The 25,149-nt window shown below is 59.3% G+C and carries 22 protein-coding genes; 9 read left to right on the forward strand and 13 right to left on the reverse strand.

From position 1 onward, the window contains the following. Positions 1–94: 94 nt before the first annotated feature. Entirely contained in the window at positions 95–985 is an 891-nt protein-coding gene (locus PM04_RS05740) for a hydrogen peroxide-inducible genes activator (protein ID WP_038004527.1), read from the forward strand. Here PM04_RS05740 and PM04_RS05745 read toward each other — a convergent pair. The 3 genes from PM04_RS05745 to PM04_RS05755 are packed head-to-tail and all read right to left on the reverse strand — an operon-like array spanning position 982 to position 3,839. Continuing rightward, positions 982–2,349 (reverse strand): MATE family efflux transporter, encoded by a 1,368-nt coding sequence (locus PM04_RS05745; RefSeq protein WP_038004528.1) that lies wholly within the window; start codon positions 2,347–2,349, stop codon positions 982–984. The two genes, PM04_RS05740 and PM04_RS05745, sit on opposite strands and share 4 nt — an antisense overlap. Further along, positions 2,346–3,083 (reverse strand): amino acid ABC transporter permease, encoded by a 738-nt coding sequence (locus PM04_RS05750; RefSeq protein ID WP_038004530.1) that lies wholly within the window; start codon positions 3,081–3,083, stop codon positions 2,346–2,348. The genes PM04_RS05745 and PM04_RS05750 overlap by 4 nt, the downstream gene beginning before the upstream one ends. Before the next feature lie 9 nt (positions 3,084–3,092). Continuing rightward, positions 3,093–3,839, reverse strand: coding sequence for an amino acid ABC transporter ATP-binding protein (locus PM04_RS05755; RefSeq protein WP_038004532.1), 747 nt, complete (start codon positions 3,837–3,839; stop codon positions 3,093–3,095). Between the two features lie 125 nt (positions 3,840–3,964). Here PM04_RS05755 and PM04_RS05760 point away from each other — a divergent pair, with 125 nt between their 5' ends. Both PM04_RS05760 and PM04_RS05765 read left to right on the forward strand, forming a co-directional pair. Beyond that, positions 3,965–4,744, forward strand: coding sequence for a transporter substrate-binding domain-containing protein (locus PM04_RS05760; RefSeq protein WP_038005154.1), 780 nt, complete (start codon positions 3,965–3,967; stop codon positions 4,742–4,744). A gap of 133 nt (positions 4,745–4,877) precedes the next feature. Beyond that, positions 4,878–5,522 (forward strand): glutathione S-transferase family protein, encoded by a 645-nt coding sequence (locus PM04_RS05765; protein WP_038004534.1) that lies wholly within the window; start codon positions 4,878–4,880, stop codon positions 5,520–5,522. Positions 5,523–5,594: 72 nt separating this feature from the next. Here PM04_RS05765 and PM04_RS05770 read toward each other — a convergent pair whose 3' ends face one another. After that, a complete protein-coding gene (locus PM04_RS05770) occupies positions 5,595–8,000 on the reverse strand; it encodes a heavy metal translocating P-type ATPase (protein WP_038004537.1) in 2,406 nt (801 codons plus the stop codon). A gap of 71 nt (positions 8,001–8,071) precedes the next feature. Continuing rightward, positions 8,072–9,178, reverse strand: coding sequence for a class I SAM-dependent RNA methyltransferase (locus tag PM04_RS05775; protein WP_038004539.1), 1,107 nt, complete (start codon positions 9,176–9,178; stop codon positions 8,072–8,074). A gap of 143 nt (positions 9,179–9,321) precedes the next feature. On the opposite strand from PM04_RS05775, the gene PM04_RS05780 reads away from it, so the two are divergent. Continuing rightward, entirely contained in the window at positions 9,322–10,332 is a 1,011-nt protein-coding gene (locus PM04_RS05780; protein WP_038004542.1) for a TAXI family TRAP transporter solute-binding subunit, read from the forward strand. 61 nt (positions 10,333–10,393) lie between these two features. Then, positions 10,394–12,493 carry a TRAP transporter fused permease subunit gene (locus tag PM04_RS05785; protein ID WP_038004543.1) on the forward strand — a complete coding sequence of 700 codons (2,100 nt, stop codon included), beginning with the start codon at positions 10,394–10,396 and terminating at the stop codon, positions 12,491–12,493. Here the strand turns inward: PM04_RS05785 and PM04_RS05790 are convergent. Together PM04_RS05790 and PM04_RS05795 are read right to left on the reverse strand one after the other, a co-directional pair. Continuing rightward, positions 12,450–12,962, reverse strand: a complete 513-nt coding sequence (locus PM04_RS05790; RefSeq protein WP_038004545.1) for a DUF2478 domain-containing protein — start codon at positions 12,960–12,962, stop codon at positions 12,450–12,452. The genes PM04_RS05785 and PM04_RS05790 overlap by 44 nt on opposite strands. Positions 12,963–12,987: 25 nt before the next feature. Further along, positions 12,988–13,629 carry a DUF3047 domain-containing protein gene (locus tag PM04_RS05795; RefSeq protein ID WP_038004547.1) on the reverse strand — a complete coding sequence of 214 codons (642 nt, stop codon included), beginning with the start codon at positions 13,627–13,629 and terminating at the stop codon, positions 12,988–12,990. Positions 13,630–13,910: 281 nt separating this feature from the next. On the opposite strand from PM04_RS05795, the gene PM04_RS05800 reads away from it, so the two are divergent. The 4 genes from PM04_RS05800 to PM04_RS05815 are packed head-to-tail and all read left to right on the forward strand — an operon-like array spanning position 13,911 to position 16,531. Further along, on the forward strand, positions 13,911–14,414 hold the full coding sequence (locus PM04_RS05800; protein WP_038004549.1) for a YbjN domain-containing protein: 504 nt from the start codon (positions 13,911–13,913) through the stop codon (positions 14,412–14,414). Between the two features lie 27 nt (positions 14,415–14,441). Beyond that, the gene (proC, locus tag PM04_RS05805) at positions 14,442–15,236 is read left to right on the forward strand and encodes a pyrroline-5-carboxylate reductase (RefSeq protein WP_038004552.1); all 795 of its coding nucleotides are present in this window, start codon (positions 14,442–14,444) and stop codon (positions 15,234–15,236) included. 3 nt (positions 15,237–15,239) lie between these two features. After that, entirely contained in the window at positions 15,240–15,578 is a 339-nt protein-coding gene (locus PM04_RS05810) for a tRNA-binding protein (RefSeq protein WP_038004554.1), read from the forward strand. Further along, positions 15,578–16,531 carry a D-glycerate dehydrogenase gene (locus tag PM04_RS05815; RefSeq protein WP_038004556.1) on the forward strand — a complete coding sequence of 318 codons (954 nt, stop codon included), beginning with the start codon at positions 15,578–15,580 and terminating at the stop codon, positions 16,529–16,531. The genes PM04_RS05810 and PM04_RS05815 overlap by 1 nt, the downstream gene beginning before the upstream one ends. Here PM04_RS05815 and PM04_RS05820 read toward each other — a convergent pair. The 6 genes from PM04_RS05820 to bchE form a co-directional block, all read right to left on the reverse strand. Then, on the reverse strand, positions 16,528–17,109 hold the full coding sequence (locus PM04_RS05820; protein ID WP_038004558.1) for a thymidine kinase: 582 nt from the start codon (positions 17,107–17,109) through the stop codon (positions 16,528–16,530). The two genes, PM04_RS05815 and PM04_RS05820, sit on opposite strands and share 4 nt — an antisense overlap. Before the next feature lie 77 nt (positions 17,110–17,186). After that, complete coding sequence (locus tag PM04_RS05825; RefSeq protein WP_038004560.1) at positions 17,187–18,296, reverse strand: beta-ketoacyl-ACP synthase III; 1,110 nt, start codon at positions 18,294–18,296, stop codon at positions 17,187–17,189. 159 nt (positions 18,297–18,455) lie between these two features. Beyond that, entirely contained in the window at positions 18,456–21,779 is a 3,324-nt protein-coding gene (carB, locus tag PM04_RS05830) for a carbamoyl-phosphate synthase large subunit (RefSeq protein WP_038004562.1), read from the reverse strand. A 131-nt stretch (positions 21,780–21,910) separates the two neighbouring features. Continuing rightward, complete coding sequence (locus tag PM04_RS05835) at positions 21,911–22,807, reverse strand: YihY/virulence factor BrkB family protein (RefSeq protein WP_052068217.1); 897 nt, start codon at positions 22,805–22,807, stop codon at positions 21,911–21,913. Positions 22,808–22,844: 37 nt separating this feature from the next. Beyond that, positions 22,845–23,441: a bacteriochlorophyll 4-vinyl reductase gene (gene bchJ / locus PM04_RS05840; RefSeq protein ID WP_038004564.1), complete on the reverse strand. Its 597-nt coding sequence runs from the start codon at positions 23,439–23,441 to the stop codon at positions 22,845–22,847. Continuing rightward, positions 23,441–25,060, reverse strand: coding sequence for a magnesium-protoporphyrin IX monomethyl ester anaerobic oxidative cyclase (gene bchE / locus PM04_RS05845; protein ID WP_038004566.1), 1,620 nt, complete (start codon positions 25,058–25,060; stop codon positions 23,441–23,443). The genes bchJ and bchE overlap by 1 nt, the downstream gene beginning before the upstream one ends. Positions 25,061–25,149: the final 89 nt, after the last annotated feature.

Genomic DNA, 25,149 nt, shown 5'->3' on the forward strand with positions numbered 1-25,149 from the left:
TACGTGCAGCAAACATGCCGTCTTGGAATTATTCTAACATCCGAGTTAAATCAGGGGAACTTGTTTTATCTGATAGTGATGATAAGAATTTCTGATGATGAATTTGACGCTCAAACAACTTAGATATCTGGATGCCCTCGCCGCACAGGGGCATTTTGGCCGCGCCGCTTCGATCTGCGCGGTGTCACAGCCCGCGCTGTCTATGCAGATCAAGGAGTTGGAGGATAGCCTTGGCCTTGCACTAGTGGAACGCGGCGGGCGGCAAGTGCGGCTGACGGAATTTGGGGCGCGGTTTGTGGCCAAAGCCCGAGAAGTGCTCGCACAGGTCGAAGACATGGGTGAGATGGCGCGCGCTGCCCAAGACCAACTGATGGGCCGCCTGCGGCTGGGCGTGATTCCCACCATCGCGCCATATCTGTTGCCGCAGGTCATGACCGCGCTGGGCCGTAGTCATGCTGGGCTGGACCTGCATGTGCGTGAAACGCAAACGCATCGGCTGTTGGCGGATGTTGAGGCTGGGTTGCTAGAGGCAGCGATTGTCGCCCTGCCGGTGTCTGAGCCAAGCCTAACGGAAGTCGCGTTGTTCGATGAGCCCTTTGTTCTTGTGCGGCCTGGATCTGAGGCAGGTCGCCCTGTGCCGGACGCCCGCGCGATGGCAGAAATGCGGCTGCTGCTGTTGGAAGAGGGACACTGTTTTCGCGACCAAGCGCTTGAATTTTGTGGCCTCAGTGGTGTGGGGCGTGAGGCGTTGGACGCCTCATCGCTGTCGACGTTGGTGCAAATGGTGGATGCCGGAATTGGTGTGACGCTTTTGCCGGAAATGGCGGTGCGGCTGGAAACGCGCTCCACGCAGGTGGACGTCACAGCCTTCGCGGGTGCGCAGCCACCGACCCGGACCGTTGGGATGGTCTGGCGCCGGTCCAGCCCGCTTGCCGCGCAGCTGCATGACATTGCGCAGGTGGTGCGCGCCGCAGCCCTAAGCTAGCTGCGCGCAGGCACGCCGAACAGCCCGCCCATATGTTGGGCTGCGACCCGTTGCACCACGATCAATGCGATCACCCAGCCCGAGGCGACCGCCGTCGCGATACCGAACCACACACCCCAGACATCAAAACCCATGACACCCACGAACAACCAGATGAATGCAGCGACGCCAAACCCCTGACGGTAAAGGCTGATCCACAGCGTGTAGACCGGTTGTTTTAGTGCCTGAAGGATCGAGTTGATGGAAAACAGCATCATGTAGATGGGGAACAGGATCGCATCGACTTTCAGGTAACTTGCGCCGACCGCGATGACCTCTGGGTCGTCCGAAAACAGGGATACAAAGTACGCCCCGCCAAACCACAGCGTTGGCGTGGCGATGACGGTCATCGCAAAGCCCAGCTTCCAGCAATAGAACAACGCGTCGCGGACGCGGTCGTGGTGTCCGCCGCCAAAGTTCTGCCCTGCGATGGGCAAGAGCGCGCCGGTCATGCCCAAAACGGGTAAGAGCAGGATCTGTTCAATCCGCAGGCCAACGCCGTAGGCGGCAATCGCGCTTTCGCCAAAGCCCTTGAGCGCGAATTGCACGACGAAGCCTGAGATGAACATCACCATCATCGCGGTGGAGGAGGGCAAAAGCTGCGCTGTGATCGCCCGAAAACGCCTCATATCGGGGGCAAAGGCTGCGCGTGTGATGCCTTCGAAAATCTCAAGCTGTGAGACGCGGTAGAGGATCCAGACCATCACGCCGGTTTGGCTGAGCACTGTCGCAATTGCGATGCCATTAAAGCCAAAGCCCAGCGTGAACATCAGCAGAGGATTGAGCACGATGTTGGCCACGAAGGCGACCATCAACGCCCGCTGCATCGAGACCGTGTCGCCATGCGCCTGAAGGATGCCGTTCGCCCCATAGGACATAAAAAACCCGGGCAGCGAAAAAATCAGCACGTAGAAATAGCCCATCGCCGCATCGCGGTAACCGCCCGGTTCGGACACGATCGTGATCAGGGCGGGGCCTACGAAATAGGCAACGCCCATCAGGATCGCGGTGGCGATGATCCCGTAGGTGATGCCTTGCGCGGCGGTGGCGCGGGCGTCTTCCGTATTCTTGGCGCCCTTCGCGTTTGAGACAAGCGCGCTCATGGCGGAGCTGAGGCCAAAGCCGATGGCCATAAAGATGAAGAACGCTTGGAAGCCGATGGCCAGCCCAGCCTGCGCCTCGGTCGAGAGCATCCCCGCGTAAAACACATCCACCACGTTATAAAGCGTGGCAAACAGCATCCCCATGGCCGCAGGCACCGCCAATCGCCAAAAGTGGCCCGACATGGGGCCCTCGGTCAGGTCGTATTCGCGACGGTTCTTCATTGCTCGGCTGCTTGCATTTTACGCTCAAGCCAGCGGACACCCGCAGAGACGATGAGGATCAAAATCAAATACTCCACCACAAGGATCGTATAAATTTCGAGCGGTCGATAGACGCTCACGGACAACTCATTCGCCTTGCGGGTCAGTTCCTGCATGCCAATGACCGACACAAGCGATGACATTTTGATCATATAGACGAATTGATTGCCCAAGGCGGGCAGGATGCGGCGGATGGCTTGGGGCAAGATCACATAGCGCATCGTATCGCGGTAGTTGAGCGAGATGGACTGCGCGGCCTCATATTGGCCCCGCGCTACGGACTGGATGCCCGCGCGGAAAATCTCGGCTTGAAAGGCGCTGTCCGATAGCGCGAGCGCGAGGACCCCGGCCCAAAAGATCGTCAGGTTGATGCCCGACACGACAGGCAGCCCATACCAAACCCACAAGATAAGCACGAGGATCGGGACGGCACGGACCAGCTCGACATAGGTGCGATTGACCCCGCGCCAGCCCCGGTGTTTCGACAGGCCGGGCAGGGCAATCAAAAGCCCTATGACCACGGAAAAGCAGATCGCCGTCAGCGAAAGGGCGATGGTCCAATACGCGCCAGAAGCCAGGAACTTGAGGTTGTTCCAGCCGGTCGTCGTGGTCGGATCAATGATGTACCAGCCCCAGTTGGCGCCACCACACCCGGTCAGCAACAGCAGGGGAACAAGTAGGAAAATACGGTTCATGACGCGCCCCTAATGGTTGAGAATTTGATTGAGGAAGGTGGCAAAGCGCGCAGATTTTGGTGCCTTGAACACCTGCTCAGGGGGGCCGACCTCCACGATCTCGCCCTTGTCCATGAATACCATGGTGTCGGCGACTTTGCGGGCAAAACCCATTTCGTGGGTTACCACGATCATCGTCATGCCAGAACGGGCCAGCTCAACCATCACATCCAAGACTTCTGCGATCATTTCCGGATCCAACGCAGAGGTCGGCTCATCGAAGAGCAAAATGCGCGGCTCCATGCACAGGGAGCGGGCAATAGCCACGCGCTGTTGCTGGCCGCCCGAGAGTTGGCGGGGCAGTTTGTTGGCTTGATCTGGGATGCGCACACGTTCAAGGTACAGCATGGCGCGGGCCTCGGCCTCTTCCTCGCTGAGCCCTAATGCGCGCCGTGGCCCTAGCGTGAGGTTTTCGAGCACGGTCAGGTGCGGGAACAGGTTGAACTGCTGAAACACCATGCCCACGGTGCCGCGAATGTGATCGAGTGTTGTGTCGCTCAGCGTCACACCATCCACCACGATATCGCCGGCTTCGTGTGCCTCAAGGCGGTTGATGCAGCGGATCAATGTGGATTTGCCGGACCCTGAGGGCCCACAAACCACCACTCGTTCACCTTCCTTTACGCAAAGCGAGACGTCCTTGAGCGCTTGAAACTCATCAAAAAACTTGGAAACGCCCTGCATCGAGATGAGGGGCGCCGTGTCGGCATCGGGCATGGAAGGTCTTTCTGGCTAGTGTCAGATTTTTACAAACTATAGTGTCATAAAAATTAGACACCACTGGGCATTTCTTTCCTCGAATGGCAAACTATGTCCCAATCATCAAACAGGAAGGTATCCCGATGACTTTTTTCAAAACCACCGCGACGATTGTCGCACTGGCCGCGAGCACCGTGGCCGCGCAAGCACAATCCGTCTTGCAGGAAATCCTGTCGGAGGGCGTGCTAAAGGTCGGCACAACGGGTGACTGGAACCCGATGACCATGCGTGACGTCGCCACCAACAGCTACACGGGTTACGACATCGACGTGATGACCCAGCTCGCCGCCGATTTGGGCGTTGAGGTCGAGTTTGTGCCCACCGACTGGAAAACACTGGTCGCTGGTGTGACCGCTGGTCAGTACCACATCACGGGCTCTGCGTCCGTCTCGCCCGCCCGCGCCAAGGCGGCAGGCTACTCCAACAGCTACTTCTCGCTGGCGACTGTGCCGCTGACGCTCAAAGAAAACGCTGGTCGTTTTTCCGAGTGGGAAGACCTCAATCAGGCAGACGTCAAAGTTGCCGCGACCTTGGGCACCACCCAAGAGCAGCAGGTCAAAGCCTTCTTCCCGAATGCTGAGCACCGCATCGTTGAGGCCCCCGCACGCGACTTCCAAGAAGTCCTCGCAGGCCGCGCTGACGCTAACATCACGTCCAACGTTGAGGCCAACAAGCTGGTCGCACAATACGAGCAGCTGATGATCGTGCCCGTGTCCCAAGGCCGCGCGCCCACACCCATCGCTATGCTGATGCCACAGGCCGATCAGGTCTGGATCAACTACGTCAACACATGGATCACGCTCAAGCAAGAGCAGGGCTTCTTTGACGAACTGGGCGTGAAATGGCAGCTTCTGGCTGAGTAACCCCCGACCAACCGCATAAAAAGGCCGTCCTTTGGGGCGGCCTTTTTTGTGCAATGTACTTTAACGACATCGCCCACGCTGGGACGCGGGCAAAACCGCGCTAACTCTGCCCAAACACAGGCCCGGAGGCTCCATGCTCACAATTTATAACGTCCCCGTTTCGACCTACACCGCCAAGCTGCGGGTCACGCTGCGCCACAAAGGCCTCGCGTGGGAAGAACTGCCACCACCCGGCGGCTACGGGTCGGCAGAATACAAAGCCATCGTACCCTCTGGTAACATCCCCGCCATGGTGCATGAGGGCTTTATGCTCGCCGACAGCGAAGCCATCGCAGAATACCTCAACGAAGCATTTCCAGAGATCCCAATGCTGCCCGCTGATCTGCGCCAACGCGCCAAAGCGCGCGAATTTGGGCGGCTGCACGACACGCGGCTCGAACCCAATGTGCGGGCGCTTTTCCCGCAGGTTGCCTATGCCACGCGCGACATGGACGCGGTCCAAACCTGCGGCGCGGCCCTCAGTCAAAGCCTCAAAGCACTCGACCTTTTGCTCAGCCACTCGCAACTCCCCACAGATCAATTATGGCTGTGCGACGCAGGCTTCGCCATCACGTTCGCATGGATTGATGCAATGGAAACCGCGCTTGGCGTACCCGTCGATTGGCCCGCTCCAGTGCGCGCTTACCAAACGCGCCTAAAGGGGTTCAAAGCCGTCTCAGATGAGTTGGAATTTTACCGCCCCGCAATGGACGACTACCTCCAAAAAGCACGGCCCTGAATTCGGGCAAAACACTCTTTGGTTTCCAAATATCCCGGGGGAGGCGCGGCAGCGACGGGGGCAGCGCCCCCTTCATGCCCGGCGCAATCTCAGCGCGTTGGTCACCACAAAGACAGAGCTTAACGCCATCGCGCCACCCGCCAACATGGGCGACAGCATCATCCCCCAAACGGGGTAGAGTGCCCCCATCGCCACCGGGATTAGCGCAGTGTTGTAGGCGAACGCCCAAAACAGGTTTTGCCGAATGTTGCGCATGGTTGCTCGGCTTATGGCCACGGCACGTGCTACCCCGCCCAAATCGCCGGACATCAAGACGACATCCGCGGCTTCCATCGCGATATCCGTTCCGGTCCCGATCGCAAGGCCCACGTCCGCCAAGGCGAGGGCCGGTGCATCGTTAATCCCATCGCCCACAAAGGCCAATGGCCCGTCCGCGCGTAACCGCTCTAAGGCCGCGGTCTTGTCTGCGGGCAGGCACTCTGACACCACAGTGTCGATCCCAAGGGTCGCGGCAACCGCATCCGCGGTAGAGGCTGCGTCGCCGGTGATCATTGCAACCCTTAGCCCCATCGCTCGCAATGACGCGATTGTGGCTGGTGTGCTGTCTTTGATGCGGTCTGACACTCCGATTGCCGCCACCAATTGGCCATTAATAGCTGCATAAAGGGGCGTTTCGGCGGGGCTGAATTGCGCGTCAATATCTAGCGGTACATCTAGCTCAGCCATAAAACGCGCTGCACCCACATGGACTGTTTTGCCGTCGACCAAGGCGCTCGCGCCCATGCCGGGGGTGGCTTTGAACTGAGTTGCTTTTAGGCGAGGCAAACCATCCGCCGCGCGGCAGATCGCCTGTGCAATGGGATGCTCGGATTGGCTCTCTACGGCGGTGATCTGGGCCAAAATCGTGTCTCGATCCAGCCCCTCACGTAGGGTGAGGGTCGTCAACTCCGGGCGGCCCTCTGTCAGTGTGCCGGTCTTGTCAAAGGCAATCGTTTCAACCGTCTCAAGGCGTTGCAGCGCCTCGCCCTTGCGAAACAACACGCCCAGATCTGCGGCGCGGCCCGACCCGACCATAATGGATGTCGGCGTGGCCAGTCCCATGGCGCAAGGGCAGGCGATGATCAGGACCGATACACCCGACACGAGCGCCAGCCCCAGTGCAGGGTCCGGGCCGAGCATCAGCCATATCCCTACGGTCAACGCCGCCAAACCCATCACAACGGGCACAAATACTCCGGTGACCCGGTCCACCAAGGCTTGCACTGGGAGTTTCGCGCCTTGGGCGGTTTGGACCATGTCGATGACCTGCGCCAATACAGTGTCGCGCCCCACGGCGCGGGCCTCCATCACCAATGCGCCGGTGCCGTTGACTGTGCCGCCAATGACCTGCGCGCCGGGTGTTGCGTGCACGGGTACCGGCTCGCCTGAGATCATGCTTTGATCCACAAAGCTGTCGCCCGATACAACGATGCCGTCCACGGGCACGCGCTCTCCGGGGCGGATGTGCAAATGGTTGCCGACTATAACGTCCGCAAGGGGGCGTTCGACGGGGCCTGTGTCGGTCTCGACCCGAGCGGTTGCCGGGCGCAGGCCAATCAGCCGGGTGATAGCCGCCCCGGTGCGCCCCTTGGCGCGGGCCTCTAGGGTGCGGCCCAACAGGATCAGGGTGCAGATCACCGCCGCGGCCTCAAAATAGACGGCTTGTGTCCCCTCCGGCAGGACGCTTGGCGCGAACAGGGCCACGGTGGAAAACCCCCACGCCGATGCGGTGCCAAGGGCGACAAGCGCGTTCATCTCGGGGGCGCCGCGCAACAGGCTGGGCACGCCCAGCCGAAAAAATACTGAGCCGGGGCCGGCCAACACGGCTGTCGTCAGCACGAATTGGATGAACCAACTGGTGCGCATGCCGATGGTTGTATGAATCCAGTGATGAAAGGCGGGTGATAGGTGACTGCCCATTTCGAGGATGAACACCGGCAGGGTCAAAATGCCTGCGATTAAAGTGGCGCGTTGCAGTACGGTGCTTTCGGCGGCTTTCCTATCAATCTGGTGGATTGCATCGTTTGCGACCTCGGCCGCGTATCCAGCATCCGTCACCGCTTGGGCCAATTGCGTGGGTGTTGCAACGCCCTCTGCATAGGTGACCTGTGCGGTTTCGGACGCAAGGTTGACGCTTGCCTGTGTGACGCCAGGGACCGCGCGCAACGCCGCCTCAGCACGACCAACGCATGAGGCGCAATGCAATCCCGTGATCGTAAGCTTGGCCTGCGATGTGGCCGCAGGATAGCCCGCCGTTTCGAGGGCGGCGTGTGCGGCTTGGACCGCATCAGCATCCGCGACTTGCATGTGTGCCGTCTCGGAGGCGAGGTTCACCTGGGCCGACGTGACACCCGGTACTGCCGCCAACGCGGCTTCAGCGCGCCGCACGCAAGACGCGCAATGCAGGCCGGTGACGGAAAATGTGACAGTGCGGGACATGGGCGCTCCTCCCCATTCAGATAGGAACAAAACCCTCTATTTGCCAAGGCCCGCCGCGTGCGGCGAAAGCGTCAGGGCAGGGGGGCGGTGCGGTACAGTTGCACCTTGAGGCCGCCGTGCGCGATCGGCCCCTCGGTCGGTAAAAGCGGCAGGCCAGTGGCCTTTGCCAAGCCGCCGTCGGAGGTGATGATGCCAACTCGCCAGCCGCTAAACCGTTCTAACAGAGTTTTGCCAAGTGCCCCATAGAGCGAGAACAGCAGTTTGCGTTCACCGATACGCGCGCCATAGGGCGGGTTGACGATCACAAGGCCGGGGGGCGTGTCGGGTGGGGCCAGGTCGCTGACAGCGGCGCGCGTGAACGTCACGCCGACGCCTGCGCGCGCAGCATTGTCTGTGGCCATCTTGATAGCGCCTGCATCCCGGTCGGAGCCGTAGAATAGCGTGTCGGCGTCGGCTTTATGGCCTTGGGCCTTTGCGCGCATCGTGGCCCACGCTGCGGCGTCAAAGGTGGCAAGCTGTTCAAAGGCAAAAGTACGACTGCGCCCCGGTGCGATACCTGCCGCAATCTCGGCGGCTTCAATCACAAAGGTGCCGGAGCCGCACATCGGGTCCACCACGGCCTCGCTGCCCGTGAACCCACATTGCCACAAAAACGCCGCCGCCATGTTTTCGCGCATGGGGGCCTTGCCCACGCCGGCCTTGTGGCCGCGTTTGTGCAGGCTTTCCCCGGAGGTATCGATGCTGATGGTGCATAGGTCGTCAAAGATGCGGACCTTTAGCACGACCTCAGCCTCCACCGAGAGTGTGACGCCCGCGCTTTCTGTCAAGGCGCGCTCGATCCGCTGTCGTGCGGCATTGTCGTGATAGATCTTGGATTTGCGGCAGGTCACTTCGACCCGCACAGGCACATCGCTGCGCAAAAATGCCGCCCAGTCGAATTTGCGCGCACGCTTGTCTAACTGCGCAAGGTGAAACGCTCGAAAGCTGCCCACTCGCGCTAAAACCCGGCCCGCGCTGCGCAGCCACAGGTTAACCCGCCATACATCGGGCCAGCTGCCCTCAAACGTGACGCCGCCTGGAACAACCTGCGCCCCGGTAAAGCCCAATTCGACCACTTCGGCGCACAAAGTGTGTTCTAGCCCCGGTGTGGTCGTCGCAAAGATTTCAAAATTGCCCATCCCGCGTCCCTAGCGCCAAATGCCCGCCGCAGCGAGCCGAAAAAATATAGGCTCATGTCGGTATGTTGTGGGAATTTCTGTCGGAACGTTTATCTTTTCGGGACCCCCACGACGAGGGTGGGGCAAAAAATGGGAGAGATCTGATGAAGATGTTTACGAAAGCGGCCTTCGCGGCGGCTGTTTTGGCCGTCGGTGCCATGGGAACAGCAAAAGCCGAAGAAGCCAACTATGTGCTGTCGACTGCCTCCACCGGTGGCACCTACTATCCCGTCGGCGTGGCCCTTTCCACGCTGGTGAAGGTCAAACTGCAGCCAAAGCAAAAAATCGGCATGTCCGCGATTTCGTCGGCAGGTTCGGGCGAAAACGTCCGTCTGATCCGCGAAGGCGAAGCGCAGTTCGGCATTTTGCAGGGTCTGTTTGGCTACTACGCGGCAACGGGCACCGGCCCGCTGGCAGAAGTCGGCCCCCAAGAGCACCTGCGCTCGGTTTCGATGCTGTGGCAGAACGTTGAACAATTCATCATCGCCGCTGATGCGGCTGAGAGCGGTACGCTGTCGGATGTGACGAAACTGTCGGGTGCGTCCATGGCTCTGGGGCGTCAAAACTCCGGCACTATCGGTTCCAACGCCGCTCTGATGGCCGGCTTGGGCATCGACATCAACGAAGCGTTCGATCTGGTGTACGCAGGCTACGGCCCTTCGGCTGAGGCGCTGCAAAACGGTCAGGTCAAAGGCATTTCGACGCCCGCAGGAGTGCCCACTGGCGCCGTCAGCCAGCTTATGGCATCCGCAGGTGATAGCGTGAAATTCCTGAACGTGACACCCGAGGAACTGGCAGCCGCAGACGGCGGTCGTAACCTTTGGACGCCCTACACCATCGCGGCTGGCACCTACCCCGGTCAGACCGAGGACATCCAGACTATGGCGCAGCCTAACTTCTTGGCCACGCATGCCGATCTGCCCGAAGAGCACGTCTACATGATCACCAAGACCATGTACGAAAACCTGCCCTTCTTGCAGGCGATCCACCCTGCGACCAAAGCCATGGCAATTGAATCCGCCATCGCCGGTCTGCCAGTGCCGCTGCACCCCGGTGCGCAGCGCTACTACGAAGAAGTCGGGATCGAAATCCCAGCGCGCCTGATCGCGCAATAAGCGACCTCGGGGCCAGCGAAACGAACCGCTGGCCCTTTTTCTATTCCGGGGAGGGGATACGATGGCTGACGCAACACCAGTGGACCGCGAAGAGGGCGGTCTGACACGGGAATATACCGGCTTTGCTGGCGTGCTTTTGGGGGTTCTATGCGCAGGCATCGCGTTGGTTCACCTGTATGTGGCGCTTGATCCCTTTATCTCGGAACTGCAACGCAACGCCTTTCACTATGCGGGCTTTGGGTTCTTGGCCTGTCTGTTGTACCCGCTGGCGTCCAACCCAGCCGTTCGGGCGTTGGATATCCTGTTCGGCGTTCTGATTGCGGCCTCTGCCATTTATTTATCCCTCGCGGAGAACGCGATTTATGACCGTGGGGTAAAGCTCGTCACGTTGGACTGGATCGCGATTGGTATCTGCGTTGCGGGCGCGGTTGAGCTGACGCGTCGCCTGACAGGGATGATCATCCCCACACTGATCGTGCTCGCGCTGACCTATGTTGGCTGGTGGGGCTCACTTATTGGGGGGGTCTTTTCGTTTCCGGGGCTCAGCTGGGAAACGGTCGCGTTCCGCTCAATCTATGGGGATGACGCGATGTTCGGCACGATTGCGCGGATATCCTCGACCTATGTTTTCTTGTTCATCATCTTTGGCGCGTTTTTGCTGCGGTCCGGCGCGGGTGAGTTCGTGATCGACCTTGCACGCGCGGTTGCGGGCAAGCTGGTCGGTGGCCCGGGGATCGTCGCGGTGATTGCGTCTGGGCTGACGGGTACGATTTCGGGCTCTGCAGTTGCGAATACGGCCTCCACCGGGGTCATCACTATCCCGCTGATGAAGAAGGCCGGGTTTAAGCCCAAGTTCGCTGGCGGGGTCGAGGCCGCGTCCTCTACGGGGGGGCAGCTGATGCCGCCGATTATGGGGGCGGGGGCCTTTGTGATGGCTAGCTTCACGCAAATTTCATACGAGACGATTGTCGCTGTCGCGGCGCTTCCGGCGCTTTTGTATTTCCTCTCTGTGGCGTTTTTCGTCCGGATTGAGGCCAAGCGCATGAACCTCGCCCCGATGCCGTCGGATGGCCAAACACTCGGCTCGGCCTTTCGCAAAGGCGGCGCGAGTTTTGTCATCCCGATCACACTGCTGATTGGCATGCTCGTCGCGGGCTTTACGCCCACTTATGCTGCGGTTTTTGGCATTGTGGCTGTGATCGCGTCTAGCTGGCTGACGCAAAACCCGATGGGCCCCAAAGCCGTGTGGGAGGCATTGGTTCTTGGCACAAAGAACATGGTGCTAACGGCGGTTTTGCTGTGCGCGGTTGGCTTGGTTGTGAACGTGATCACCACGGCGGGCGTGGGCAATACCTTTAGTCTGATGATCGCAAGTTGGTCGGGTGGGAACATCCTAATCGCGATTTTCCTGATCGCGCTCGCATCCTTGGTTTTGGGCATGGGGTTGCCGGTGACGGCGGCCTACATCGTGCTCGCGACGCTGTCGGCGCCCGCGCTGGCGGGGATGATTTCGGACCGATTTGTGATCGATGCCTTGGTCGCGGGAACGTTGGCAGACCCGGCAAAAGCGATCCTGATGATCGGCGTGCCCGAGGCGATGATGGCATTGGCGGGGCCTATGGATCCTGCGGCTGCAAGCGCGCTGGTCGGTGGCTTGCCGCTAGAGCTGGCGGCCCCTTTGCGCGACTTGGTTGTCCCGCAGGATGTGGCCGTGACCGCGATTTTGTCGGCGCATATGATCATCTTTTGGCTGTCCCAAGACAGTAACGTGACGCCGCCTGTGGCGCTGGCGGCATTCACTGCGGCCGCCATTGCGCGCGCACCTGCGATGGCCACCGGCGTGGCTTCGTGGAAGCTGGCGAAGGGGTTGTATATCGTGCCCGTCCTGTTCGCCTACACGCCGCTTTTGTCGGGGGATTGGGGGGCGATGCTGACGGTGTTCGCATTTGCCGTCTTGGGCATCTACGCGCTGGCTGCAGCACTTCAGGGCTGCATGGAGGCACCCTTGGGCGTGGTGTGGCGCGCAGTGGTGGCTGTGGCAGGCGTGGCCTGCCTCTGGCCCTCTGATGTCCGCGTTCAGTTGGTTGGCGCGGCGGTCGTTATCGCGAGCTTGATAATCAACCTGCGGGTTGCGAAATCTGTGCCTCAGCCCACGCCATAAGCGCATCAAGATCGGGGGCGACTTCAACTGCGAGGCCCCCGGTAAACTCCTGAAATGCGGGCAGGTTGGCCCCGTTGAGGCCACACAAGACGGGCAGGTCGGCGGCCATAGCCTCTCCGATCAGGGGGCGAAATCCGCGGCCCTGCGCCTCGTGCTTGCCGAACTTGTTCACGAGCAATAGGTCCGCGCTGTCAAGCGCTTCGGACGTTGCGGCCACCGCTTGTTCCAATGCGGCAGGGTCCAAACGGCAGCCGCGTGCGCCGACCCCAAGGGATTGCGATATCCGCAGTACTTCGCCGGAATGCAGCACCGTAAGGTCCATGTCACATTTGCGCTCGGGGCCGCAGTCTACGTTGCGTTGCACAACGCCTGCGCAGGTGACGCCGCGCGCGCTGAGCCGCTGGGCCAGTTGGGCCAGCAGCAGGTCCATATCGCCCTTTCCGGGCATCATCGTATAAGCAAGTGTCATGGGCGCAGTGTGCACCTTAGCGGCGCTAGTTCAACGTCAGATTGCTGAGTTGGGCGCGAATAAATGTATCGGTGTCGTCCGCGTCCGCCGTGACGCCCACACCGATCAACACACCTGGCCCGGTGCCAAACGCCGCGCGGTAGTCAGAGGCCAGATCCACCGTTTCGGTGTGCTGGCCCGTGCCCGCGCCGCGGCGCACGAGGGTGCGAAGGCCGGGGTGATAAGGGCTTTGCATGACAGTTCCGCGGGTTTTGTCGCCGCCCCAGACGTACACAAGGGCGGTTGTGTTCTTATCCCGCAGCAATCGAGCCGCGCGGTTTGGGTTAACATTCTCGGCGTTTTCGGCGGTGGTATAGACGAAATAGAGCGCGATATTCCGATCATCGCCGCCCTTTTGAGCCAAGTCCGTGGGCGGCACACTTTGTTGCACCGTCCACGTCCAGCTTGCGGCCTGTGCACCGCGCAAACTCTCGGGCACAGCGCGCCACAAAAGCGAGACCGTCCCATCTGACACAATGTCCAATGCGCTGCCCTGCTGGGCGTAGTCATTTGAAAAAAGGCGGAGAAAGCCTTGCTCACGCCAAGAGCCGTCGAAGGGAATTTGTGTCGCTGCCGCAGGCAGGGTGAGGGTGCAGGCCACGAGGGCGGCGATGATGGAGTGTCTCATGCGGACAGTTGAGCAAGGTGCGCGGCATAAGGGAAATCACAAGGCTGTGGGTAGTTTTGATCAGCTTGTGGATCGTTTGCCGCTTAGACATGCATTTTGTCCAACACACCGCATATAGTTGTGGACAACCCCAAGACACACCAAATTAAGTCTTTACAGACTCACCCCTCGGCGGGCACCATATTTTGTATAGAAGGGGCAAAGCCGCCCTTTCCTTAGATTTCGACCCCGTCCCTTGTAGTGACCTTGAGCAAGGGGCCAAGGTAAAAGAGGTGCAGCCCATGAGCGCGTCCGAGCAATTTTACGAGACCGATGAGCTTCACCCTATCGACGTTGTTGAGACGCTTGCTGCGCATCACGAGTGGGAATTTGACCGTACAACCGACGATCAGATATCGATGTCGATTGAGGGTCAGTGGCGCACATACTCGATTACGCTGGCATGGTCCGAGTACGATGAAACGCTGCGTCTGATCTGCACGTTTGAGATGGAGCCGCCAGAGGCTTCGCTGCCCGGGCTGTACGAGTGTTTGAACCTGTGCAACGACATGTGCTGGACGGGCCAGTTTTCGTATTGGGAGCCGCACAAGTTGATGGTGTACCGCTACGGCCTGACGCTGGCTGGGGGCGCGTTTGCGTCGCCTGATCAGATCAACCGCATGATCGAGGCTGCCGTCACCGGGTCTGAGCGGTTTTACCCCGCGTTTCAGCTGGTCTGCTGGGCGGATCGCAAGCCAGAAGACGCGATGCAAGTCGCCATTGCGGAGGCCTACGGCCGCGCCTAAGTTGCCACCCCAAGAGGGGGGCTTAAGATGGATTTCACAAACGTAAACGCGCGCGGCCTTGTGCTGTTGGGCTGTGGTAAAATGGGCTCAGCAATGCTGGCCGGTTGGCTGGCGGACGGCCTGTCCCCTTCCGCGGTGCATGTGATTGACCCGGCCCCGTCGGACTGGCTACAGTCCCAAGGCGTGGCTCTTAACAGTCCGTTGCCGCTGTCCCCGGCGATTGCCATAATCGCAGTTAAACCGCAGATGATGGGACAGGCGCTGCCGCAACTTCAATCTCTTGAAAACACCCTGCTGTTGTCGATCGCGGCTGGCACATCCATCGCCGCATTTGAGCAGCATTTCCCAGGCGCCGCCATTGTGCGCGCCATGCCCAACACCCCTGCCGCCATAGGTCAGGGCATCAGTGCGATGGTCGGAAATTCCGCCACAACTGCGGATGATCTGGATCTGGCCGAGGGTATTTTGCGCGCCGTTGGCGAGGTTGTGCGCCTTGACGCTGAGGATCAAATTGACGCCGTGACCGGGCTGTCCGGATCGGGCCCTGCATATGTGTTTCACCTGATCGAAGCTATGGCAGCGGCGGGCGTGGCGCAGGGACTGGATGCCGATCTGGCCCTTAAACTCGCGACGCACACCGTGGCCGGAGCGGGAGCGTTGGCCATCGCATCGGATGAAGGCCCCGCACAATTGCGCATCAATGTGACCTCGCCCAACGGGACGACACAGGCCGGGCTAGAGGTGTTGATGCCTGAATTGCCGGAGCTGATCGCGCGTACCGTTGCCGCAGCGACCTCTCGTTCCAAAGAGTTAAAGGGGTAGGGCATGACCGACCTTAGCTTTGATGACTTTCTGAAGGTTGATATTCGCGTGGGGCAGATTGTGCGCGCGGAACCTTACCCAGAGGCGCGCAAGCCGGCGATTAAGGTGTGGGTCGATTTCGGACCTGATATTGGTGAGAAAAAAAGCTCTGCCCAGATCACCAAGCACTACGCGCCAGAGGATCTGCCGGGCCAAAAGGTGCTGGCGGTCGTTAACTTTCCACCCCGTCAGATCGGAAAATTCATGTCCGAAGTGCTCGTGCTTGGGGTGCCGGATGAGGACGGAGAGGTGGTTTTGCTAACCCCCGACAAGGACGTGCCAATTGGCGGAAGGATGTATTGATGAAGCTGCTGATTTCACGGCGTTTGCCGGAAGCGAATATGGCTGAAATTGAGGGTGACGCGCGTTTTGACGTGACCACCCGGACGACGACACAACCGATGTCGCGAGACGAATGTGTGGCGGCTTTGGCGGACTACGACATCATCTTGCCGACCCTAGGTGACCTGTTTTCTGCCGCCGTTTTTGAGGCGGCCAGCGCCATTCGGTGCAAACTGTTGGCGAATTTTGGTGTGGGCTACAATCATATCGACGTCGCCGCAGCACGCGCGCATGGGATAGAGGTGACGAACACGCCGGGGGCCGTGACTGATGCTACGGCGGATATCGCGTTAACCCTTATGTTAATGACCGCTCGACGCGCTGGTGAAGGCGAGCGGATGTTGCGCGCCGATGGGTGGGACGGCTGGCACCCCACCCAGATGTTGGGCTTCCATCTGAGCGGAAAGCGGCTCGGGGTGATTGGAATGGGCCGGATCGGACAGGCCATCGCGCATCGCTGTCGTGCGGGTTTTGCCATGGACGTAGTCTATTATAATCGTTCGAAAAAAGCGGTTGAAGGCGCGCAGCAACTCCCGAGTGTTGGGGACGTATGTGCGCAGGCTGATGTGGTTGTTATGGCCGTGCCGGGCGGGGCGGAGACGCATCACCTGATGAATGAGGCGATGTTTGCCGCGATGCAATCACATGCAATTTTTGTGAATATCGCACGCGGGGATGTGGTGGACGAAGCAGCCCTTGTGGCCGCACTTCAGGCTAAACAGATCGCCGGTGCAGGCCTGGACGTTTACGAATTTGAACCAAAAGTTCCCGCCGCCCTCAAAGCGATGGAAAACGTCGTTCTACTGCCGCACCTGGGCACCGCTGCGTTAGAAGTACGTGAGGACATGGGGCGCATGGCATTGGCCAACGTGATGGCGTTCGCAGCCGAAAGTCCGGTGCCGAATGCAGTCTAACTGTCTGTAGCTTCGCGAAAATGTCGTCGGCAGAGAGAGACGTAACGATCATTGCCGCCGACCTCAATTTGCGCGCCTTCAGTTAGGGCGCGACCATCAGCATCGGTGCGGATCACCATCGTGGCTTTGCGCCCGCAGTGACAAATCGTACGGACCTCGCGCATTTCATCCGCAAGAGCGAGAAGCGCTGCTGAGCCGGGAAACAGCTCACCACGAAAGTCGACCCGCAGTCCGTAACACATCACTGGGATGCCCAGATCATCCACTGCGCGCGCAATTTGCCAGACCTGTTCGCGCGTCAGCCATTGGGCTTCATCTACCAACACGCAGGCGCAGGGCCCGTGTGCGAGCCTGTCTTGAATTATCTCAAATATGTCAGTCGTTTGATCGTAGATATCCGCCTTCGCTTCGATCCCAATACGGGAGCCGATGACGCCAACATCGCCAGCACGATCATCAAAATTCGCGGTCAGCAAATAGGTCTGCATACCGCGTTCAATGTAGTTGTATGATGCCTGCAACAGCAAAGTCGATTTGCCGGCATTCATGGTGGAATAGTTGAAATAGAGCTTGGCCATATGGGTTTATCCGTGGCCGAGGGGCAAGGTTCAAGGGGCTTTTACCCCCGCTTTACGCTCGTTAACGCAAAGCCATTTCAGTGCTTGGTTAACACGACTGATCCCACGGAATAGCCCGCGCCAAAGGAACAGATCAGCCCGCGATCACCCGGTGCCATATCGCTTGAGTGTTTTGAAAACGCAATGATCGACCCTGCTGAAGAAGTATTCGCATAATCCTGCAGGATGTTGGGCTGCTCAAACGGTTCGGGCGTGCGGCCAAGAACCTTTTTGCCAATGAAGTCGTTCATTGTTTTATTCGCCTGATGCAGCCAAAGCCGCTTGAGATCAGAGGCTTGCACGCCTTCATCTGCCATGTGCGCTTTGATGTGCGCCGAGACCATGGGCAGCACTTCCTTAAAGACTTTACGGCCGTTTTGCATAAATTGCATGTCCCGCCGATCCTCCATTTGATCGCGCGTGCGACGGAGAAACCCGTTGTTGTTGCGAATATTGTTCGAGAATTCAGTCGCGCAGCGGGTGCTGTCGATCCGAAAGCCACAGGTTGCGTCAGCCTCGAGCAAGAGCGCAGTTGCGACGTCGCCAAAGATGAAGTGACAGTCGCGGTCCCGCCATTCGAGGTGTGCGGAGCAGATTTCAGGACAGATGACCAAGGCTTTGGAAACACTGCCTGATTTGATCATGTCTGCTGCGGCTTGCAGTCCGAACGTGGCCGATGAGCAGGCGACGTTCATATCAAATGCAAAGCCCCCGGCGCCCAGCAGTTGCTGGATTTCGATCGCGACGGCCGGATAGGCGCGTTCGTGGTTCGATGCCGCGCAGATCACAAGGTCTACGTCCGCAGCATCAGTTCCGGCCATTTTGAGCGCCGTGCGTGCCGCATCTATCCCCATTTCGGCCATTTGACCGGGTGCGTTGTCTGGCCGAGAGGCGAGCTTTGGGAACATGCGGGTAGGGTCGAGAACACCTTCTTTATCAACGACATATCGTTGATTGATCCCCGAAGCGGATGTGATGAAGTCGGCGCTGGAGTGTGCGATTGCCTCTACGGTGCCAGCCGCGATTTCTTCTGTGTGTTTTTCATTTTGGGCATCGGCGAACGCGTTAAAGGCCACCACCAATTCATCATTGGTAATGATCTGCGAGGGTGTGAAAACCCCGTGTCCAGTAATGGAAACTGTCCGCATCTGACCCCTCCGCATGTGTCCTGATCAACTGCGAGGAAAGGGAGGGTCAGGTCAACAAAGACGCTACGGAAGAGCGATGTTGACGCTAGGCGCTTTGCGGTGTGCTGGGGCACCCCGCACGTCGGGGGATGCCCAAAGGTATTAAAAGACGCGGCGCCTTTATTGTAGCGAGCGGACTCCAACGTCCCCTTCGTCCCGCGCTTTGATCGCGAGAGCAGCGGCGAGGCTGCCAGCGAGCGTGGTGTAGTAGGGGATCTTGTCCATCAAGGCGACGTTGCGCATAGAGCGTGAGTCTTCAACAGCTTGCGCGCCTTCGGTCGTGTTCATGACCAAGTCGACTTCGCCATCTTTCATGACGTCGACGATAGTGCGTCCGCCCTCATAGGCCTTGTTCACGCGGGTCGACGCAATGCCGTGGTCCGCAAGGAACTTGGCCGTTCCGTCCGTCGCAAGGATCGTGAAATCCTTCTCCGCAAGGACGCGCGCGGTTTCGACCAGTTGTTCAGTCTTGTCTTCGGGTTTGATCGACATGAACACGGTGCCTGTTTTGGGCAGCTCAACGCCTGCGCCCATCTGTGCCTTCAGGAACGCGCGCGGGAAGGAGCGATCCCAGCCCATAACTTCGCCGGTTGAGCGCATTTCTGGCCCCAGGATTGTATCGACGCCGGGGAAGCGGGCAAAGGGAAGCACGGCTTCCTTGACCGAGAACCACGGTGTGTTGGGGTCAGCCAATGTCATAGGGTCGGGCAGAGGCAAGTGTTCGCCGGTCGCCGCGTCATCCGCGTAGGGCGCGCGCAACGGGAAGTTCGACAGCGGCTCACCTGCCATCAGGCGCGCGGCAATTGAGGCAATCGCGCTGTCCACGGCTTTGGCCACGAAAGGCACCGTGCGAGATGCCCGCGGGTTAACCTCAATCAGGTAGATATCGGTGCCTTTGACCGCGAACTGGATGTTCATCAGGCCAACAACGCGAAGTGCCAGCGCGAGATCAACGGTCTGGCGGCGAATTTCGTCGAGGATGTCGGAGGACAGCGAATGCGGGGGCAGCGAACATGCGCTGTCACCGGAGTGAACTCCGGCTTCTTCGATGTGCTGCATGATGCCTGCTACGTGAACGTTTTCACCGTCAGACAGAGCATCTACATCCACTTCAATCGCGCCGGACAGATAGCTGTCTAGCAGGACGGGGCTGTCACCCGAGACAACCACGGCTTCGGCAATGTACCGCTCTAGCTGGGCCGTGTCGCGGACGATTTCCATCGCGCGGCCACCCAGCACATAGGAGGGGCGGATCACCAGCGGATAGCCAAGCTCTTCGGCGCGGATACGGGCCTCATCGTCGCTGGACGCAATCGCGTTGCGCGGTTGCTTTAGGCCCAGACGGTTCACAAGCTCTTGGAAACGCTCACGGTCTTCTGCAAGGTCAATGGCGTCAGGTGTGGTGCCCAGAATGGGAATGCCCGCTTCATTCAGCGCATTCGCCAGTTTCAGCGGGGTTTGACCGCCGAACTGTACGATCACACCGTGTAGCGTGCCGTTGTCTTGCTCAACCCGCAGGATTTCCATCACGTGCTCAAACGTCAGCGGCTCAAAATACAGGCGATCCGAGGTGTCGTAATCGGTCGAGACCGTCTCGGGGTTGCAGTTGATCATGATCGTCTCGTAGCCCTGATCGCTCAGCGCGAAACAGGCGTGACAGCAGCAATAATCGAACTCGATCCCTTGGCCGATACGGTTGGGGCCACCGCCTAGAATGACAACCTTTTTGGCGTCGCTCGGGCGGGCCTCACACTCGGGCTCACCCATGACAGGTGTCTCATAGGTGGAGTACATGTAGGGTGTTTGCGCTTCAAACTCAGCGGCACAGGTATCAATCCGTTTGAACTGCGCGGTCACACCAAGGTTAAGGCGCGCGCGGCGGACGTTATCTTCGGTCCGGCCGGTTAGCTTGGCGAGACGGGCATCGGTAAAGCCCATCATTTTGAGCGCGCGCAGAGGAGCTTCGGTCACGGGCAGGCCGTTTTTGCGGACCTCAGCCTCAGCATCGACAATCTCACGGATGCGGTCGAGGAACCATGGGTCAAATGCGGTGACTGCTTGGATTTCGTCGTTTGACAGACCTTCGCGCATGGCTTGGGCGATCACGCGAATGCGGTCGGGTGTTTGGCGGGACAACTCACGCTTGATCCCAGCGACGTCCGTGCCGATGTCGATTTCGTCAAAGCCAGTGAGGCCCGATTCCATTGAGGCCAATGCCTTTTGCATCGATTCGTGGATCGTGCGGCCGATGGCCATCGTCTCACCCACGGATTTCATCGCCGTGGTTAGCAGCGGCTCAGAGCCGGGGAACTTTTCGAACGCGAATTTGGGGATTTTCGTGACGACATAGTCAATGGTCGGCTCGAATGAGGCGGGCGTGACCTTGGTGATGTCGTTGTCCAGCTCATCCAAAGTGTAGCCCACGGCCAGCTTCGCGGCGATCTTGGCGATGGGGAAACCCGTCGCCTTAGAGGCCAGCGCCGAAGAGCGCGAGACGCGTGGGTTCATTTCGATCACGACCATGCGGCCGTCAGCGGGGTTTACGGCCCACTGAACGTTGGAGCCGCCTGTCTCAACACCGATTTCGCGCAACACGTTGATCGAATGCGTGCGCATCAGTTGGTATTCTTTGTCGGTCAGCGTCAGGGCCGGAGCCACTGTGATGCTGTCGCCGGTGTGGACACCCATGGGGTCCACGTTTTCGATGGAGCAGACAATGATGGCGTTGTCGGCGGTGTCCCGCACAACTTCCATCTCATATTCTTTCCAACCCAAAAGGCTCTGATCCACAAGGATTTGCGCCATGGGGGATGCTTCAAGCCCGCTCCGGCAGATGGCTTCGTAGTCGGCGCGGTTATAAGCAACGCCGCCGCCTGTACCACCGAGCGTAAAGGCAGGGCGAATGATGGCGGGCAGGCCAATGTGCTCCAGCGCATCGAGGGCCTCGGCCACGCCAGCGGCGATATCGTACTTGCCATTATCCTTCTTGGGGGCGGCGACGATGGTAGCTTTGGGGTTTTCGATGCCGAGACGGTCCATCGCCTCACGGAAAAGTTTGCGATCCTCGGCCATTTCGATGGCTGCACGCTTGGCACCAATCAGCTCGACGCCGAATTTTTCAAGCACACCCATATCGTCTAGCGCGAGGGAGGTGTTCAGTCCGGTCTGGCCGCCCATCGTGGGCAGCAGCGCGTCGGGGCGCTCTTTTTCGATAATCTTGGCGACAACTTCGGGGGTGATTGGCTCGATGTAGGTTGCGTCCGCAAGGCCCGGGTCGGTCATGATGGTCGCGGGGTTCGAGTTCACGAGGATGACACGGTAGCCTTCTTCGCGGAGCGCCTTACAAGCCTGAGCGCCGGAGTAGTCGAACTCGCATGCTTGCCCGATCACGATGGGGCCTGCACCGATGATCATGATGGATGAAATATCGGTACGTTTGGGCATGGTGGGCTCTCCGGACGAAGTTGAGGCAGCGGTGGCGGCAAATTGACTGCGTTATAGGCATGGGTGGAATGGACGCAAGGGGGGAACGCGCGATTTGGCTAACAGCCTGTGCGTGTATGCGGGCGGATGGGCTAGGGCTGCTCGTGGCTTGGCGCGGTGTGGGGTGTTTGGTCCGATGATTTGGGCGCATTCCACAGCGCATTCACCTCAGCCCCCAGCAGGATAATGAACGCCGAAAGCCAAAACCACGTCAGCAGTACGATCACGCCCCCAAGCGCGCCAAAGCTTTGGTTATAAGACGCAAAGTTGCCCACATAGAACGCAAAGACCGCAGATCCCGCCAGCCATAGCACGCAGGCGACACCAGCCCCGCGCAGCGATGCGCGTGTTGCGAAAGGCCGCGTTGGGCCAAAACGGTAAAGCCCGGTCAGCCCTGCAAGGATCACAATCACCATCAGCCCCCACACCAAGACCGCGCCCAAGGGGCCAAATTCGATCACCGGCCCCAAAAGTGCGACCGCGGCTGGGACCAGCAATGTTGCAGACAGGCCCAGCACCGCCCCAAGAATCAGCGCCACCGTCAGGCCCAAGCGTGTGGCGGTCTTGGCGACAAAGCCGCGTGTCTCTGTTGTCTCATGTGCGGCGTTCAACCCCTGCATCAGCCCCGCAACCCCACGAGAACTGGAATAAAGGGCCACGCCCAACCCAACCCACGCCGCGACCTCTAGCCCCAGCCCATCACCACCCGCGACGGCGGTGGCTTGGCTCATCACGATGTCGATCGCGTCTTCGGGTATGATGTCAGTGAATAGGTCCACTTGGGCCAAGATTTGCTCCGGCTCAATCAATAGCCCACCCAAGGCAAGGCCCGCCGTAATTGCGGGGAACAGAGCGAGCAGTCCATAAAACGCCACACCCGCTGAAATCAGCGCAATACGATGCTCTGCCAGCCGCGTGTTGAGGGCCCAGACAAACAAAGCCCCGCGTTTCAGCCGATCTAGTGTGGCGCGATCAAACATATCCGCCATGGTTGCCCGATCCGCTCGCGCCGCTCAAGCGGAGTGTTCATGACGTCGGGGTTATTTCGAACCGGCATGCGGGATGGTGGTTGGCGCAACATTCCAATTCGTGGGCGGTATAGTCCGCGCGCACAAGGCGCTGATACAGCCGGGTGAACACCGCCGCATGCCAGTGACACAGCGGAGCATCCGCGACCTCACCCCGCACAACGGGGTTGTCGGCGATTTGCAGGCGGATAGGTGCATGGCTGATCACATTGAACCGTCCCGAGCCGGTAAAGGTCCAGGCGTGATGCTGGATCGAATTCGTTAACAACCGCGCCGCTATCCGGTGGGGCAATCGCGGCAACAGCCAGACGATCAGCGGTGGAATGCGGTGGGCGATCACATAGTCTGCAGTGCGCATGCCCGCCTCGGTCGCGATGGATTTGGCACGTTCCGGCAAGTGGGTCCGGATCGCTTGGTGCAGGGCCGCTGCCCCGGCTTCGGGGATTAGCCCGGTGTCGGGGGGGAGGGCGTCAATCCCTGCGGCCTCAAGCATCGCGTTGGCCAGCTTTTTGCCGCCCTCAGCCTCCAACACCGGAAGCATCTGCAATATTGCGTTTGGCCCGATGCGTCCGGGTGTCGATGCGCTGTGCGGCATCACAGCAACTCCTCGGCTTGCTCCGTGCCGCCGCCGCAAGCGGGGATAACCAACTCCTTGGTGTCGAGCGCCTTTTTGCGGGCCCGCTTGGCAGAAGCGATATCCGCCGTGCTGAGCCAGTCATCCATTTGCGCGGGAGCAATCGTGCGGGTGCGATCAAAGTTGAAATTCACGCCCTCTTTGGACTGTGGCCCCCAATAGTTGGCTTTCCCAAGATCGTAAAACGTGCGCGCAAACCCTGCCTTGGCGAAAGCCTTGAGGCAGCCGAGTAGATATTTGCGCCGATATCCCGTGCCGCGCCATGGATAGTGCCAAAGTGCTTTGCGTGAATAAAACCGACGGTAATTGTGCATCACACGGTCCAATAATGTCGCGCGATCCATGGCATCTGGCGCCATGATGGGGGTCACGAAATTATACTTAGAAAAGTCGAAAATCTCGACCTTGTCCTTCATTTCCTGAAACAGCGGCGTAAAGGGCCAGGGCGTATACATCGCCCAGTTCGCCAGATCAGGCTGCCAATCCCACGCCATCTGAAACGTTTCCTCAAGCGTTTCGGGCGTCTCGTTGTCTAAGCCGACGATGAACTGTGCCTCGGTGAAAATGTCGGCCTCACGCAGCAGACGAATGGCCTCCTTATTCTCTTCAACGCGGGTTTCTTTGTTGAATTGGTCCAGTTTTAGTTGCGCTGCGGCCTCAGTGCCCAGCGATACGTGGACCAGTCCGGCTTTGCGGTACAAGGGCAGCAGCTCCTTATCGCGCATGATGTCCGTGACCCGAGTATTGATGCCCCACTGCACGCGGGACGGCAGGTCGCGTTTGATCAATTCCTCACAAAATTGAATAAATTTACGCCGGTTGATCGTGGGCTCTTCGTCCGCGAGGATAAAAAAGCCGACCTGCTGCTCATTCACCAGTGTTTCGATTTCATCTACGACCTTAAGTGGATCGCGCACGCGGTAATCTCTCCAAAATTTCCATTGCGAGCAGAATGAACATGTGAACGGACAGCCGCGCGCCATGCTCGGGATGGCCACCCTGACGCCAAGGGGGATGTATTGATAGTTCGGCCAATTCAGAAGCGTCCAATCAGGCTCTAACCCATCCAAATCCTTGACGGTTGATGCCGCCTGCGTGGCGATAATCTGCTCCTGGTCTCGATAGGCGATACCATGAATGCGCTTGCGGTCTGTCTCCCAACGGCCGTCCTCAAGCGCATTCATCAGGTCAACGATGATCTCTTCACCTTCACCCCGTACAATACAATCAATCCAAGGTGCTTCCGAGAGGACCTGTTTGTACATGAACGTCGCATGCACCCCGCCAAGGATGCCAAATGCTTGCGGCACCACCTCTTTTGCGATTTGCAGAACGCGCTCGGCCACATAGATCGACGGGGTGATGGCGGTGCAGCCAACAACGTCCGGCTGCAATTCGGCAAGCCTCACGCGCAACTCGCCTTCAGACATGTTGTCGGTCATCGCGTCGAAAAAATGGATATCAGTATATCCCGCCTTCTTGAGCGACCCGGCCAAATACGCCACCCACGCCGGAGGCCACGACCCCGCGATTTCGGCGCCACCAGAACGGTAATTGGGGTGGATCAAAACAATGCGCATGGGCTGGCTCCTTGGGGTGTCAAGTAAATCTGACACATTTAACCCTCAGAAAAACTGACACAGATCAAAATTCTCAATCCAGTCAACAG

This window comes from Thalassobacter sp. 16PALIMAR09, from assembly GCF_000765485.1.
GTDB classification, from domain to species: domain Bacteria; phylum Pseudomonadota; class Alphaproteobacteria; order Rhodobacterales; family Rhodobacteraceae; genus Thalassobacter; species Thalassobacter stenotrophicus.